Here is a 15,106-nt window from a genome sequence, read left to right as displayed (position 1 = left end):
CACCACATTGGTGGACTGGCCCCCTGAAAAGCAGCCATGACGGACCAGAAAAAGATAGCAATTCTGCAGGTGACACACCTGCGCGGCCCCAATATCTGGACCTACCGCCCGGTCATCGAGGCCTGGCTGGACATTGGCCAGTTGGAGGATTACCCATCCAACACCATCGACGGCTTTTACGAGCGACTCACCGGTTTCCTGCCCAGCCTGGTTGAACACCACTGCAGCCCGGGCGTACGCGGCGGCTTCTTGCAACGCGTGAAGGAAGGCACTTACGCGGCGCACATCGTCGAACACGTCACGCTGGAGCTGCAAAACCTGGCCGGTATGCGCACCGGTTTTGGCAAGGCCCGGCAAACCTCCAAACGCGGCGTCTACAAGGTGGCCTTCCGCACCCGCCAGGAGCAGGTGGGGCGCGACGCACTGGTTGCGGGCCGCGATCTGGTCGAGGCAGCCATCAACAACACCCCGTATGACGTAGCGGCCGTAGTGGCCCAACTGCGCGAAAAGGTGGACGACTTGTGCCTGGGCCCCAGCACGGCGCACATTGTGGATGCCGCCACCGAGCGCCGCATACCGTCCATCCGCCTGACTGAAGGCAACCTGGTGCAACTGGGTTACGGCATCAACCAGCGCCGCATCTGGACGGCCGAGACCGACCAGACCTCGGCCATCGCCGAAGAAATTGCCAGCGACAAGGACCTGACCAAGGCCCTGCTCAAATCCTGCGGCGTGCCGGTGCCCGAAGGCCAACTGGTGCGCAGCGCCGAGGCAGCCTGGGAGGCGGCGCAAGATATTGGTGTGCCCGTGGTGCTGAAACCCTACGACGGCAACCATGGCCGTGGCGTATCGCTGAACCTGGTCACGCAGAGTGATGTGGAGGCCGCCTATGCACTGGCCCACCGCAAAGGTGGTGGCAGCAGCGTCATTGTGGAGAAATACATTCCCGGCACCGAGCACCGCGCCCTGGTCGTAGGGCGCCAGGTCGTGGCGGTGGCCCGGGGAGAGACGCTGTGGGTGGTGGGCGACGGTGTTTCCACCATCGACCAATTGGCCGATACACAAATCAACACCGATCCGCGCCGTGGCACGGGCGAGGAGTTTCCGCTCAACGTCATCATCCCCAGTGAAACCGGTGAGGTGATCCTGGAGCTGGAGCGTGCGGGGCTGACGCCACAATCCGTCCCTGCCAAGGACGCGCGGGTGCTGATCCAGTCCAACGGCAATGTGGCGTTCGACATCACCGACCAGGTGCACCCCAGCGTGATCGCTGCCGCTGCCCTGGCGGCCCGTGTGGTGGGCCTGGACATTGCAGGTGTGGACATGGTGCTGGAGGACGCGACCAAACCCCTGCACACCCAACGTGCTGCCGTCATCGAGGTCAATGCCAGCCCCGGCTTGCTGGCCCATATCAAGCCGGCCGAGGGCCAGGGTCGCCCGGTTGGCAAGGCCATCATCGAACACCTGTTTGGCATGGACCGCGACGGTCGCATCCCCATCGTGGGCATCACCGGCACACAAAAAACCGGGCGTATCGCCCGCATGGTGGCCTGGTTGGCCCATATCAGCGGCAAACACGTGGGTCTGGCCTGCAGCGAAGGCCTGTACCTGGATGGCCGCCAGGTAGACGCCAAGGACTGTGCCCGCTGGGAGCCCGGCCAGCGCCTGCTGATCAACCGCTCGGTACAGGCGGCCGTGTTCGAGAACGGCAGCCAGACCATACTGGCCGAAGGCCTAGCCTACGACAAGTGCTCCGTGGGTGTGGTCACCGATGTCAGCTGGCATGAATCTCTGGTGCCGTTTGACATCCTGGATGCCGAGCAGGCCTACAAAGTGGCCCGAACCCAGGTCGATGTGATTTTGCCCACGGGTACGGCTGTGCTGAATGCCGCCGACCCCCAGGTGGTGGAAATGGCCGAGCTGTGCGATGGCAAGGTCATTTTCTACGGCATGGATGGCACCAGCGCCGTCCTATCACAGCACCGCGCCGCGGGTGAACGGGTGGTGTTTGTACGCGACGACCAGATCGTGCTGGCCCATGGCGCGCAAGACATAGCCCTGCTGCCGCTGGCATCGCTCAAGCCTGCCAAGGCTTCGCAGCCCGAGATGGTGATGGCCGCTGTGGCGGCGGCATGGGCCCTGAACATCCCGCCCGAACTGATTGGCGCAGGCCTGCGGACCTTTGAGTCCAACCCCAAAAAAACACCGTATTGATAACTTTGCGGGACAGACCTTTAGCTCTGTCCTCAACTGATTAGGACGATCATGGAAGTCACCCGTATCCGAGCCCTGCGTGGCCCCAATTTGTGGAGCCACCACACCGCCATACAGTCCATCGTGTCCTGCCAGCCCGAGGAGCGCGACATTGGCAAGATCCCCGGCTTTGAAGAGCGCTTGCGTGCCCGCTTCCCCGAGATCAGCCCCTTCCAGCCCACCGGCCATGACGACTCCATCAACATGGTCCACGTGCTGGAATTGGCGGCACTGGGTTTGCAGGCCCAAGCCGGTTGCCCGGTCACCTTTAGCTGCTGCACACCCACGGTGGATGCCGACGTGTACCAACTGGTTGTGGAATACAGCGAAGAGCCGGTGGGCCGCCTGGCCATGGACCTGGCGCAGGCCCTGTGCCAGTCCGCCTTGGACGACACACCCTTTGACCTGGCCGATGCGCTGACCCAGTTGCGCGATCTGGATGAAGACGTGCGCCTGGGGCCCAGCACCGGTTGCATCGTGGATGCCGCCGTGGCACGCGGCATCCCCTTCAGCCGCATGACCGAAGGCAGTATGGTGCGTTTTGGTTGGGGCAGCAAACAAAGGCGCATCCAGGCCGCCGAGATCGATGCCACCAGTGCGATTGCAGAAGCCATTGCACAAGACAAAGACCTGACCAAGAAGTTGCTGGCTGCTGCTGGCGTTCCCGTGCCGGCTGGCCGTGAGGTGAGCGACGCCGAAGACGCCTGGGTGGCAGCCTGCGAGATTGGCCTGCCTGTCGTCGTCAAGCCCAAAGACGGCAACCAGGGCAAGGGCGTGACGGTCAACATCACGACCAAGGAACACCTGACCAAGGCCTTTGCCATCGCCAGCGAGTTCCGCGACGATATCCTGGTCGAACGCTACATGCCGGGCAACGACTTCCGCCTGCTGGTGGTCGGCGACAAGCTGGTTGCCGCCGCGCGGCGCGACCCGCCCAAGGTGGTGGGCGACGGCGTGCACACCATCACCGAGCTGGTCCATCAGGTCAACCAGGACCCGCGGCGTGGTTCGGGCCACTCCACATCATTGACCAAGATCCGTTTTGACGATATCGCCCATGCCTGCCTGGCCAACCAGGGCTTTACTGCGGATGCCATTCCGGCCAAGGGCCAACGTGTCAATTTGCGCAACAACGCCAACCTGTCCACCGGCGGCTCTGCCACCGACGTGACGGATGACGTGCACCCCGAAGTGGCGGCCCGCGCTGTGGCTGCGGCCCACATGGTAGGTCTGGACATTTGTGGTGTGGACCTGGTGGCTGACAGCATCCTGCGCCCCATCGAGGAAGTGGGCGGCGGCATTGTGGAGGTGAATGCCGCGCCGGGTTTGCGTATGCACCTGAGCCCATCGTTTGGCAAGGGCCGGGCGGTAGGCGAAGCCATCATCTCCAGCCTGTTCAAGAACGGCCAGAACGGCCGCATCCCCATCGTCGCCGTGACGGGTACCAATGGCAAAACCACCACCGTGCGCCTGATCTCACACCTGCTGGCGCAAAAGGGCCTGACGGTGGGCATGACCAATACCGATGGAGTCTATGTTGGCGGCCACACCATCGACACCGGCGACTGCAGCGGCCCTAAGAGTGCCAAGAGTGTGCTGCTGCACCCCGATGTGGATGCCGCCGTGCTGGAAACCGCACGCGGTGGTGTGCTGCGCGAAGGCCTGGCCTTTGACCGCTGCGATGTGGCCGTGGTCACCAATGTGGGCAGCGGCGACCACCTGGGCCTGAATTACATCACCACCGTGCAAGACCTGGCCGTGCTCAAACGGGTGATTGTGCAAAACGTGTCACCCACCGGCGTGGCCGTGCTCAACGCCACCGACCCCACCGTGGCAGCCATGGCGAGCAAATGCCGCGGCTCGGTCACGTTTTTTGCCGTCGACAAATTCCACCCCATCATGGCCACGCACCGTGCCCAGGGCCAGGCCGTGGTCTATGTGGAGAACGGTCACATCGTCGCCAGCAAGGGCGAGTTCCAGCAAACCATTCCGCTGGCGGCTATCCCCATCACCATGGGTGGACTGATCCCCTTCCAGGTTGAAAACGTGATGGCCTCGGTGGCCGCGGCCTGGGCGCTGGACCTGGACTGGGACACCATACGCGCGGGGCTGGCGGGTTTCTCCAACGACACGCACAACGCCCAGGGCCGTTTCAACTTCTTCCAGTACCGCGGTGCCACGGTGATCGCCGACTACGGCCACAACCCCGATGCCATGGTTGCGCTGGTCCAGGCCGTGCAGGCCATGCCTGCGGCCCGCCGTTCGGTAGTTATAAGTGGCGCGGGCGACCGGCGCGACCAGGACATCCGCCAGCAGACCGAAATCCTGGGCGATGCGTTTGACGAAGTCATCCTGTATGAAGACCAATGTCAGCGCGGGCGACAAGACGGTGAAGTCATCGCGTTGCTGCGCCAGGGCCTGGCCCATGCACAGCGCACAACCCAAACGTCGGAAATCAAAGGTGAGTTTTTGGCGATTGACACCGCCATGGACAAGCTGGTTGCCGGTGACCTGTGCCTGATTCTGGTGGACCAGGTGGAAGAGGCCTTGGCGCACATCAGCGCCAAGGTGAAAAAAGGCTAAACGCCCTCAGCGGTAGGCCCGCGCGCCATCAGGGCGGCCACCGCCTGCGCGGGTTGCAAGCGGCCATCCAGCAGATCCACCACACAACGGGCAATGGGCATGTCAATGCCCAGACTGTTGGCCCGCTGCACCACGGTGCGTGCGCTGTACACCCCTTCGGCGACATGGCCCAGTGACGCAATCGCCTGTTCCAGAGTTTGGCCCTGGGCCAGTGCCTGGCCCACGCGCCGGTTGCGTGACAGGTCACCAGTCGCGGTCAGTACCAGGTCACCGAGCCCGCTCAGGCCCATAAAGGTTTCGGCCTTGGCACCCAGCGCCAGGCCCAGGCGGGTCATCTCGGCCAGCCCGCGCGTCACCAGGGCGGCGCGGGCGTTCAGGCCCAGTTGCAGCCCGTCACACAAGCCGGTGGCAATGGCCAGCACATTTTTCACGGCACCGCCCACTTCCACCCCCACCACATCCTCGTTGGCATAGACCCGCAAGGTGGAACTGTGGAAGGCTGCGACCAGGGCATCACGCACGGTGGCGTCGGCACTGGCCGCTACCAGAGCCGTGGGTTTGCCCAAGGCGACTTCTTGCGCAAAGCTGGGGCCGCTCAACACGCCGGCGCTTTGGCCGCTGGCGACCTGGGCCTGGATTTCATGGCCCATCAGTCCTGGCGCACCATCGATACCGGCCTCAAAACCCTTGCACAGCCAGGCCACTGCGGCTTTGCAGTTCTTTGACAGGGAGAGCAGGCCGCGCAGGCCCGCCATGGGAGAAGCAAGAATGACCAGATCTTCAGCGTGCAGACTGGCCAGCAGCTGTGGCAAGGCCTGGCTGCTGATGTGCAATCCGGTTGGCAGGGCAATGCCCGGCAGATAACGCTGGTTTTCACGGCCCTGTTGCAGGGCCAACGCCTGAGCCGCATCACGCACCCACAGGGTCACGGCATGCGGCGCGGCGGCATTGCGGCTTGCATTGACGGCCAGCGCCGTACCCCAGGCGCCGCCCCCGATGACTATTATTTTCATAGCATTAGAAGCAATGAGTACGGGGGCTAGAGGGCGATTTCGCCCAAAGGCTTACTGTGTCAGCGCGCTGGCAGGTGCGTTGGCCGAGGCAGCGGCCTGGGCTTGTTGCTGCTGCTCGTACATGGCCTGGAAGTTGATTTCGGTCAGGTGCACGGGTGGGAAACCACCGCGCTGGATCAGGTCAGCCACATTGCCACGCAGGTAGGGGTACACGATCTGGGGGCAAGCGATACCCATCAGAGGACCCATCTGGTCTTGAGGCACGTCGCGGATTTCAAAAATACCGGCTTGTTTGGCTTCCACCAGGAACACGGTCTTGTCCTTGATCTTGGTGTGCACGGTGGCGGTCACAGCCACTTCAAAAATGCCGTCGGTCACGGGGGAAGCTTCCACACCCAGTTGGATGTCCACGGAAGGCTGTTCCTGCTCCAGCAGGATGGCGGGGGAATTGGGTTGCTCCAGCGAAGCCTCTTTCAGGTAAACGCGTTGGATCTGGAACACAGGGTTTGCAGGAGTCTGGTCGGACATAAAAACGGTCTTTCAAAGTAAAACAAAGCCCGCCCAAAAACACTCTGGGCAGGCCAGTGACAGGAATTAACGTAAATTGCGTTAACTGCAGATTATCTCAGGCTGATCCACCTGCATTTCAAGGGAACCTGTGTAGGGGTCAACCCTAGGCGGCCTGCAGCAAAGGCAGTAAACCACCCCGCCCGTCCAGCGCCATCAGGTCGTCACAGCCGCCCACGTGGGTATCGCCAATGAAGATTTGCGGAACGGTACGCCGCCCGGTGATCTCCATCATCTTCACACGTTCCTGGGGCAGGTTGTCGACCCGGATTTCGTCGATGTTTTCAACACCCTTGGACAGCAGAATACGCTTGGCCTGCACGCAATAGGGGCAAAACGCCGTGGTGTACATTTTTACGGCTTGCACGGCATCAGCCCTTTTCCACGGGCAGATTGGCGGCCTTCCAGCCCACCAGGCCACCGGCCAAGTTTTGGGCCTTTTCGTAGCCCAGTTTTTTGGCAACCGCCACGGCACGGCCGGACCGGGCGCCTGTCTGGCACACCAGGATCAGCGGCAGGGCCTTGTTTTTGACGGCATTGCCCAGTTTGCTCTCCAAATCCGCCAGGGGGATGTTTTTGGCTCCGCCGACATGGCCCGCGGCGAATTCAGTGGGGTCGCAGACGTCGATCACCACGCCTTTTTCGCGGTTGATCAGCTGCACCGCAGCGGCAGGGTCCAGACCAGCGGTGGCAGCGCCCTGGATCAGGGGCCACAAAAGCATTGCGCCGGATGCTATGGCAACGGCAATCAGCATCCAGTTATCGAGAATGAATTTCACTTTATTCCTTGTAAGTTAGCGAGCGGTCAACCCGACATTTTAGAATGCTGGCTGCACCACCGCCCAATCCCACCCCTTATCACCGCATTTACCGCTGCACCATGTACAAACTCGTTCTCGTTCGCCACGGCGAATCCACCTGGAATCTTGAAAACCGCTTCACTGGCTGGACCGATGTGGACCTGACACCCACGGGTGTGGAGCAAGCCAAAAGTTCCGGTCGCCTGCTCAAGGCCGAAGGTTATGAATTTGACGTGGCCTACACCAGCGTTCTGAAGCGTGCCACCCGTACGCTGTGGCATTGCCTGGACGAAATGGACCGCACCTGGCTGCCCGTGGTGCACTCCTGGCGTCTGAATGAGCGCCATTACGGTGCTTTGCAAGGCCTGAACAAGACCGATATGGCCAAACAATACGGCGATGCCCAGGTGCTCCAATGGCGCCGCAGTTATGACACACCACCGCCTGCGCTGGAGCCCACTGACAGCCGCAGCGAGCGCGGTGACCTGCGATATGCCAAGCTGGACCCTTCACAAGTACCGCTGACCGAATGCCTGAAAGACACGGTTGCACGCGTGATGCCCTTCTGGAACGAAACCATTGCCCCTGCCATCCTGGGCGGCCAACGTGTACTGGTGGCTGCTCACGGCAATTCGATCCGCGCCCTGGTCAAATACCTGGACAACATTGGTGACGACGACATCGTGGGTGTGAACATCCCCAATGGCATTCCGCTGGTGTACGAGTTGGATGCCAACCTCAAACCCATCCGCCACTACTACCTGGGCGACGCCGAAGCCGCTGCCAAGGCCGCTGCCGCGGTGGCATCCCAGGGCAAGGCCTAATAAAACCGGGAAATACGGCACTTTCGCCGCATTTCCCGCGTTATCCACGCGGCAACAGCAGGAACTCGCCACAAGCCACCTCCTCCAAGGTGTATATTGAAATGGCACTGGAATACTTATGGGTCAAAAACTGAAAATTGCGGGCTGGATTGGTTTGGGCGTCATGGCGGGCGCCTTGACCACGGTCTCGCTGCAGACCGTGGCCCGCAGCACGCTCGCGCCGCTGCCGCTCGAAGAATTGCAACAACTCGCTGCTGTGTTTGGCATGGTCAAGAGCGACTATGTGGAGCCGGTGGACGAGAAAAAACTGATCACCGAAGCCATTGCCGGCATGGTGGCCAGCCTGGACCCGCACTCCCAGTACTTTGACAAAAAGTCGTTCAAGGAATTCCGGGAGGGCACCTCCGGGCGCTTTGTGGGCGTGGGAATTGAAATCACCCAGGAAGACGGTCTGGTGAAGGTGGTCTCACCCATCGAAGGCTCGCCTGCGTTTCGGGCCGGTATCAAGACCAACGACCTGATCACCCGCGTGGACGATACGGCGGTCAAGGGTCTGACCCTGAACGAAGCGGTTAAACGCATGCGCGGTGAACCCAACACCCAGGTGGTGCTGACCATCTTCCGCAAAGACGAAAACCGCACATTTCCCGTCAACATCATTCGGGAAGAGATCAAGCAACAATCGGTGCGTGGCAAGGTCGTCGAACCCGGCTACGGCTGGATTCGCGTCAGCCAGTTCCAAGAACAGACCGTAGAAGACTTTGTCAAAAAAATTGACGAGTTGTACAAGCAGGAACCCCATCTCAAGGGCCTGGTTCTGGACTTGCGCAACGACCCCGGCGGCTTGTTGAACGCTGCCGTGGCGGTGTCTGCGGCCTTCCTGCCCGAGAACGTGACCGTGGTGTCCACCAACGGCCAAACAGCGGACAGCAAACAGATTCTGAAGGCGACCGTTCGGGACTACCTGGGACGCGACGGATCGGACCCGCTCAAAAAATTGCCCCAGGGCCTGAAAAAGGTACCGCTGGTGGTGCTGGTCAACGAAGGCTCTGCATCGGCCAGCGAAATTGTGGCAGGTGCCTTGCAAGACCACAAACGCGCGACCCTGATGGGCAGCCAGACCTTTGGCAAGGGCTCTGTCCAGACCTTCCGCCCCCTGGGACCCGATACCGGCCTGAAGATCACCACCTCGCGTTATTACACGCCCAGTGGCAAATCCATACAGGCCAAGGGCATCGTTCCCGACGTGATGATCGACGACACCGAGGAAGGCAGCCCCTATGCAGCCCTTCGCACCCGCGAGGCCGATTTGGGCAAACATCTGGGCAGCGGCCAGGGCGAAGAGGTCAAAGACGCTGGCCGCGAGAAGGCCCGTGACGAAGCGCTGAAGCGGCTGGAGGAAGAGTCCCGCAAGCCCGCGTCCGAGCGCCGCCCACCCGAATTTGGCTCCGATAAAGATTTCCAGTTGCAGCAGGCCCTGAACCAGCTGAAGGGGCGCCCCGTCCTGGTCAGCAAGACCCAGGTGGAGCGCAAGGAAGAGCCCAAAGAAAACTGAAGATGGATGACTCGCAGCTGCTGCGCTACTCGCGCCACATCCTGCTCGATGAGATCGGGGTCGAAGGCCAGCAGCGCATCATGCAGGCGCGGGCGCTGGTCATCGGGGTTGGTGGACTGGGCTCACCGGTAGCCCTGTACCTGGCTACTGCAGGCATTGGCCACCTGACTCTGGTAGACCACGACACGGTGGATCTGACCAATTTGCAGCGGCAGATTGCCCATACCGAGGCCCGGGTGGGGCAACCCAAGGTGGAGTCGGCTCGCCAGGCTTTGCTGGCCATCAATCCACAACTCCAGGTTACCGCCTTGTCCGAACGCGCCGATGCCGCACGGTTGGACGCGCTGGTAGCCGATGCCGATGTGGTGCTGGACTGCAGCGACAACTTCACCACCCGACACGCCATCAATGCCGCCTGTGTGCGCCACGGTGTTCCGCTGGTTTCGGGTGCTGCCATCCGGTTTGACGGCCAATTGGCCGTCTACAACCCCAAGGACGCCAGCTCACCCTGCTACGCCTGCGTGTTCCCGCCCGATGCTGACTTTGAAGAAACCCGCTGCGCCACTATGGGTGTCTTCGCGCCGCTAGTGGGCATAGTCGGCAGCATGCAAGCCGCAGAGGCACTGAAACTGCTCAGTGGTGCGGGAGAACCCGCAGTCGGGCGCATGCTGATGCTGGACGGGCGGTCCATGGGTTGGAACGACATACGCCTGCCCCGCAACCCGGATTGCCCGGTGTGCGCCAAACCACACTGAAGCGGCCTGACACGCAGCTTGGTAGCAGCGCAATTGCGGGGTAAAGCCGCTGCAAATGCGGTGGTGGCAAGTCGTATAGTTGTGACAACATCAAGGCAGTTCCTGTTATGCTTTATTGGCACCGCCTTAACCCCTACAGTGGCCACCCCAAAGTCCCCCCAACCCATTGACTTGCAGCAGTTGCAGTTGGACGATGCACGCGCCTTGCTGGACCACGGCATGTTGACCGCACTGCCCTCGATGCAGGAGTCGCCACTGGACTACCTGCAGGGCGTTATCAACGGCTTGTGTGAGTTGTCGCTCAAAGACCCCCTGACGGGGCTGGGCAACCGCCGCCACTTCCGTGCCGTGCAAGAGCGCACCATTGACGGCGTGGCCCGTTCAGGGGACGCGGCGCTGCTGTTGATGCTGGACATTGACCACTTCAAGAAGGTGAACGACACACACGGACACCAGGCCGGTGACCAGGTGTTGCAGGCGATTGCCAAATGTATCGCCAGCTGTGTGCGCCCCATGGATACAGTGGCCCGTTACGGTGGGGAAGAGTTTGCCGTTGTGCTGCCGAATTGCCACACGTCTTTCGGTGAGACCGTTGCTGAGCGCATTCGCGCCACGATTGAGGCCCTGGTAATCACCATTTCACCCACACTTACGCTCAGGGTGACGGTCAGCGTGGGGGGCGCCTATGCGCCGGAGTGGGTTCGGTCCACTGCAGCCCTGTGGACCGAACGCGCCGATGTGCAGCTGTACCGCGCCAAACGCGAGGGCCGCAACCGCGTGTGCCTGGACCACCCGCAAGAAATTTTTGTCAGCGCAGAAGAAAAGAATCTGCTCTTTGGCCATCTCGCGCTGGGTGACCCAGCGTGGATTGAAAGTGTTTCCAGCGATGCACCGGGCAGTTCTGCCAGCGGTGCCATGCAAAGGGTGAATTGATGGCTGACGTATTAACCCCCCCAATTCCCAGTGACGCGCCTGCGTCAGTGCCCTTGACCCCGCTGGGCAAAGTCATTGCCGTAACCAGTGGTAAAGGTGGTGTGGGCAAGACTTTTGTGTCGGCCAACCTGGCCGCCGCATTGGCCAAGCTCGGCCTGCGCGTGCTGGTGCTGGACGCCGATCTGGGTCTGGCCAACCTCGACGTGGTGCTCAATCTGTACCCCAAGCTCACGCTGCATGACGTATTCACCGGCAAGGCCAAACTCGAAGACGCCATCGTCCGTGCGCCAGGCGGTTTTTCGGTGCTGTTGGCCGGCTCCGGCATGGTGGAATATTCCCGCCTGACGCCCGAGGTGCGCAATGACTTTCTGCGCATCATGGGTGGGCTGGTACCCCACTACGACGTGGTGCTGCTGGACACCGGTGCCGGCATCTCGGATGTGGTGCTGTTCGCCGTGTCGCTGGCGTCCGAAGTGATCGTTGTCGCCACGCCCGAGCCGACATCGCTGACCGACGCCTACGCCACGGTCAAGGTACTGGTCGGGCAACAAAAGCGCCAGACCATTCGTATGGTCATCAACCAGACCGCCAGATTGGGCGACGGGCGTGCCATCACCGTGCAGTTGCAGCAGGTGCTGGACCGGTTTGTCCCTACCGAACCCGGTCGACCCATCAAGCTGGTGCACATGGGTGACATCCCGGCCGACCCGGCGGTGCGCCAGGCCATCATGCGCCGCCAGTTGCTGATGCAGGCCACGCCCAGTTGCCCCGCTGCGATGGCGATTTCACAACTGGCGCTCAAGCTCGAAGAAACTGTGATCTCGCGCAACAAGTAAGCGCGGACCACACAACCAACCTCAGGCCGTCACAATCCAGCCCTCCAGCGGGTCCAGGTCTGCCGGCAGGCCATAGAGCAGATCACCCTGGGCGTGCTTGTGGCTGCCCCAGGCGGCCTGCACCAGACACAACACGGCATCCAACACGTCGCCCTTGGCATCGTCCACCAGGGCGTCACGCTGCGCGTGTGTGAGCTTGAGGCGCAAAGCCAGTCGGGTTTGCCCCGCCTCCAGTGCAGTGATCAAATCCTTACGGGCAATCAGGCGTTCCGGTGTTTGTTTGGACCGGTCATCACTTTTGTAACTGCGGTTGCCCAGGATTTCGCGCGCCAAAAGGCCGGGATATGCCTCCAGCGCCACGCGCTGGTGTAGTGCTTTGTTGTGTTCGGGTGGAGGCATGTGCAGGCCAGGCATGACCACTCCGGCCGCCAACAACCGCGGCACGCCGGCGTGCAGCATAAAAGCCACGGGCGGGTTGACCCATTTCATCGACGGGCTGGAGCCCGCTGGTCCGTCGCAGGCGCGGTGCGCAAACTTGCCGCCCACAGGCCGTGAATCGCAAAAGCCAGCGAAGGCATCGCGTATCTCCGCGCGGCTGAGGCCGGCATAGTGCTGCATGCAGGCTTGCCAATCCAGGGGCCAACCCAGGGTTATCAGCAGTTCTCGCGGTAACCCAAACGGCAAGTCGAAGCCCCCTACCCAGGCTTGGGCTTGCTGCAACCATTGCTCGAAGGCAGTCAGTGACGGCAAAAATTCCAGCCGATCCAGCACCACCACTGCCCCGCGTAGATGGCCCTGTGCCAGCACAATGGGTTTGCTGCGTGTGGGCGCGCTTGAAAAGTCACAACCGATCAGCATGGCGTGCCCCCGTTAGCCCAAAGCCAGCGCCATGACACCCACACCGATGCAGGCCGCACCCAGAAGCCTGGCCATGCGGTCGCCCTCCCCCAGCAGCTGACCACCCAAGAAGGCTGCAAACAACATGGAGACCTCGCGTGCAGGCGCCACATGGCTGAGTGGCGCCACTTGCATGGCATACAGCACCAGCACATAGGATATGGGGCTGATGACACCCACCACCGTGGCGTATTTCCACTGGGCACGCCACAACACATGCGCCTCCTGCGGTTTACGCAGCACAGCGGGCATCAGAAAAGCCAGGCGCACAAAGTTGCCAAAATAGTCCACCAGAATGGGCGACATAAACACCATCTTGACCGCATACCCGTCCACCACGGTATAGCTGGCAATAAACACGCCTGTCAGCAGTCCGTACAACATGCCTTTGCGCACGCGTAGCCGGTGTTCTGCGCTGTGCGTATTGCGAAACAGGCCTGGGCCACCTGCGATCAGAAAGACGCCCAGAACCACGGCGAGAATGCCGCCAAAGCCCAGGGCCGAGATGTGCTCACCCAGAAAGAGGATGGCCACCATGGACGACAGCAGCGGGCCAGAACCCCGCGCCAACGGGTAGACCACGGTCAGGTCGGCCTTGCGGTAACCGCGCAGCAGGATCACAAAATAGATGGTGTGCAAGATGCCGCTGGCCCACACCAGGCTCCACTCCTGCACCCCCCAGGATGGCACTTGCTGCCAGCCAAGCCACAAGCCAACCGGCGCCCAGAACACCATCATGACCAGGGAGCTGAAGCAAGAGAAACGAACATCACCACCGGCCTTCTTGGCGGCGATGTTCCAGCTGGCATGGATCAGGCCGGCCAGTATGACCAGCGCCAGCGCGCTCAGCGGCATGCCTTAGGGGATCACGCTCGACCGATGATGGAAGCGGTGGCCATCAATTCTTCGAGCAAGGCCAACGAAACCTTGCCGGACACCGAATATGGGTCCAGTTCGGGCTTCTCTGCATACTTCAACAGGATGTTGGTGTTGATCTTGGACATGTTGACCTGGCCCATGGTCCAGCCGCCAAAGCGGCGCTCGGAGATTTCTTCGTAGTGCAGCAAGACCACATCTTTGTGGCGGGCGTCGCGCTGGATGTGGCCATACAGATCACTCACCGGCATACGGCCACCTTCAATGGCCTGCAGAAAAATGCCGCCGCCGTAACACAGGATGCCGGTAATGCCGCAGGTCGGGTTGTAGTGGCGGGACTGGCTCAGAATCGCTTCGATCGCCTCGGCGCTGGGGTCCACCGCGCGGCTGGCATATAACAAACGTACCAACATGGTCTAACCCTTCCGTGGAATCAAGGACAAAAATTCGCGCCGCAAATTGGGGTCCTTCAGGAACACGCCGCGCATGACCGAATTGATCATTTTGCTGTCCATGTCCTTCACGCCCCGCCAGGCCATGCAGTAGTGGCTGGCTTCCATCACGATGGCCAAGCCATCGGGCTGGGTTTTTTCCTGGATCAGGTCCGCCAATTGCACCACCGCCTCTTCCTGGATCTGGGGGCGCCCCATGATCCACTCCGCCAGGCGTGCGTACTTGGACAGGCCGATCACATTGGTGTGTTCGTTGGGCATGATGCCGATCCAGATCTTGCCGATCACAGGGCAAAAGTGGTGGCTGCAGGCACTGCGCACGGTGATGGGCCCCACAATCATCAGCTCGTTGAGGTGGCCCACATTGGGAAACTCCGTGATGCTGGGGCATGCCACGTAGCGGCCGCGAAACACCTCGTTCAAGTACATCTTGGCCACACGGCGGGCCGTGTTGTCGGTGTTGTGGTCGTTGACGGTGTCGATGACCAGGCTATCCAACACGCCCTGCATCTTGAGCTCGACCTCGTCGAGCAATTTTTCCAGCTCTGCAGGGGTTACAAATTCCGCAATATTGTCATTGGCATGGAAGCGTTTGCGGGCGGCCACCAGGCGCTCCCGGATCTTGACGGAAACCGGAGTTCCCGCATCGGTGTCGGATGGGTTCATGGTAGTCGGTGATTTCATTAACATTGCTGGAATACTACCAGCCTTTGACTAGTAAGGTCTTTAGCCTCTAGCCCCCGTATTTATTGGTTATGTAGC

General features: G+C 61.4%; 15 protein-coding genes. 7 read left to right on the top strand and 8 right to left on the bottom strand.

The genetic code is table 11. The features are described from left to right. The first annotated feature begins 36 nt into the window (after nt 1–36). Together cphA (HZ993_RS21410) and cphA (HZ993_RS21405) are read left to right on the top strand one after the other, a co-directional pair. Nucleotides 37–2,214 carry a cyanophycin synthetase gene (cphA, locus tag HZ993_RS21410; RefSeq protein ID WP_209394719.1) on the top strand — a complete coding sequence of 726 codons (2,178 nt, stop codon included), beginning with the start codon at nt 37–39 and terminating at the stop codon, nt 2,212–2,214. Nucleotides 2,215–2,265: 51 nt separating this feature from the next. Next, nucleotides 2,266–4,836 carry a cyanophycin synthetase gene (cphA, locus tag HZ993_RS21405; RefSeq protein ID WP_209394718.1) on the top strand — a complete coding sequence of 857 codons (2,571 nt, stop codon included), beginning with the start codon at nt 2,266–2,268 and terminating at the stop codon, nt 4,834–4,836. Here the strand turns inward: cphA (HZ993_RS21405) and HZ993_RS21400 are convergent. The 4 genes from HZ993_RS21400 to HZ993_RS21385 all read right to left on the bottom strand — a co-directional run bounded on the left by HZ993_RS21400 (nt 4,833) and on the right by HZ993_RS21385 (nt 7,195). After that, on the bottom strand, nt 4,833–5,849 hold the full coding sequence (locus HZ993_RS21400) for an NAD(P)H-dependent glycerol-3-phosphate dehydrogenase (RefSeq protein ID WP_209394717.1): 1,017 nt from the start codon (nt 5,847–5,849) through the stop codon (nt 4,833–4,835). The genes cphA (HZ993_RS21405) and HZ993_RS21400 overlap by 4 nt on opposite strands. A gap of 51 nt (nt 5,850–5,900) precedes the next feature. Beyond that, nucleotides 5,901–6,377 carry a protein-export chaperone SecB gene (gene secB / locus HZ993_RS21395; RefSeq protein WP_209394716.1) on the bottom strand — a complete coding sequence of 159 codons (477 nt, stop codon included), beginning with the start codon at nt 6,375–6,377 and terminating at the stop codon, nt 5,901–5,903. Nucleotides 6,378–6,522: 145 nt separating this feature from the next. Beyond that, on the bottom strand, nt 6,523–6,783 hold the full coding sequence (grxC, locus tag HZ993_RS21390) for a glutaredoxin 3 (protein ID WP_209394715.1): 261 nt from the start codon (nt 6,781–6,783) through the stop codon (nt 6,523–6,525). A 4-nt stretch (nt 6,784–6,787) separates the two neighbouring features. Continuing rightward, a complete protein-coding gene (locus HZ993_RS21385; RefSeq protein WP_209394714.1) occupies nt 6,788–7,195 on the bottom strand; it encodes a rhodanese-like domain-containing protein in 408 nt (135 codons plus the stop codon). A 101-nt stretch (nt 7,196–7,296) separates the two neighbouring features. Here HZ993_RS21385 and gpmA point away from each other — a divergent pair, with 101 nt between their 5' ends. The 5 genes from gpmA (at nt 7,297) to HZ993_RS21360 (ending at nt 12,119) form a co-directional block, all read left to right on the top strand. Continuing rightward, complete coding sequence (gene gpmA / locus HZ993_RS21380; RefSeq protein WP_209394713.1) at nt 7,297–8,040, top strand: 2,3-diphosphoglycerate-dependent phosphoglycerate mutase; 744 nt, start codon at nt 7,297–7,299, stop codon at nt 8,038–8,040. Between the two features lie 118 nt (nt 8,041–8,158). Then, nucleotides 8,159–9,595, top strand: coding sequence for a S41 family peptidase (locus HZ993_RS21375; RefSeq protein WP_209394712.1), 1,437 nt, complete (start codon nt 8,159–8,161; stop codon nt 9,593–9,595). A gap of 2 nt (nt 9,596–9,597) precedes the next feature. After that, nucleotides 9,598–10,350: a HesA/MoeB/ThiF family protein gene (locus HZ993_RS21370; protein WP_209394711.1), complete on the top strand. Its 753-nt coding sequence runs from the start codon at nt 9,598–9,600 to the stop codon at nt 10,348–10,350. Nucleotides 10,351–10,488: 138 nt separating this feature from the next. After that, nucleotides 10,489–11,283 carry a GGDEF domain-containing protein gene (locus HZ993_RS21365; RefSeq protein ID WP_371816948.1) on the top strand — a complete coding sequence of 265 codons (795 nt, stop codon included), beginning with the start codon at nt 10,489–10,491 and terminating at the stop codon, nt 11,281–11,283. Then, entirely contained in the window at nt 11,283–12,119 is an 837-nt protein-coding gene (locus HZ993_RS21360) for a MinD/ParA family protein (protein WP_209394710.1), read from the top strand. The genes HZ993_RS21365 and HZ993_RS21360 overlap by 1 nt, the downstream gene beginning before the upstream one ends. A 21-nt stretch (nt 12,120–12,140) precedes the next feature. Here HZ993_RS21360 and HZ993_RS21355 read toward each other — a convergent pair whose 3' ends face one another. From HZ993_RS21355 to folE, 4 genes are read right to left on the bottom strand one after another with little or no spacing between them, the layout of a single operon-like run. Continuing rightward, nucleotides 12,141–12,977: a DUF429 domain-containing protein gene (locus HZ993_RS21355; protein WP_209394709.1), complete on the bottom strand. Its 837-nt coding sequence runs from the start codon at nt 12,975–12,977 to the stop codon at nt 12,141–12,143. Between the two features lie 12 nt (nt 12,978–12,989). Beyond that, the gene (locus HZ993_RS21350; protein ID WP_209394708.1) at nt 12,990–13,871 is read right to left on the bottom strand and encodes a DMT family transporter; all 882 of its coding nucleotides are present in this window, start codon (nt 13,869–13,871) and stop codon (nt 12,990–12,992) included. An 11-nt stretch (nt 13,872–13,882) separates the two neighbouring features. Beyond that, nucleotides 13,883–14,305, bottom strand: coding sequence for a BLUF domain-containing protein (locus tag HZ993_RS21345; RefSeq protein WP_209394707.1), 423 nt, complete (start codon nt 14,303–14,305; stop codon nt 13,883–13,885). 3 nt (nt 14,306–14,308) lie between these two features. Next, nucleotides 14,309–15,034: a GTP cyclohydrolase I gene (folE, locus tag HZ993_RS21340; RefSeq protein ID WP_209394706.1), complete on the bottom strand. Its 726-nt coding sequence runs from the start codon at nt 15,032–15,034 to the stop codon at nt 14,309–14,311. Nucleotides 15,035–15,106 lie beyond the last annotated feature (72 nt).

The organism is Rhodoferax sp. AJA081-3 (assembly GCF_017798165.1).
GTDB lineage: Bacteria > Pseudomonadota > Gammaproteobacteria > Burkholderiales > Burkholderiaceae_C > Allorhodoferax.
Note: the sequence above shows the minus strand (reverse complement) of the source record. Positions and strands in the feature narration are given on the sequence as shown.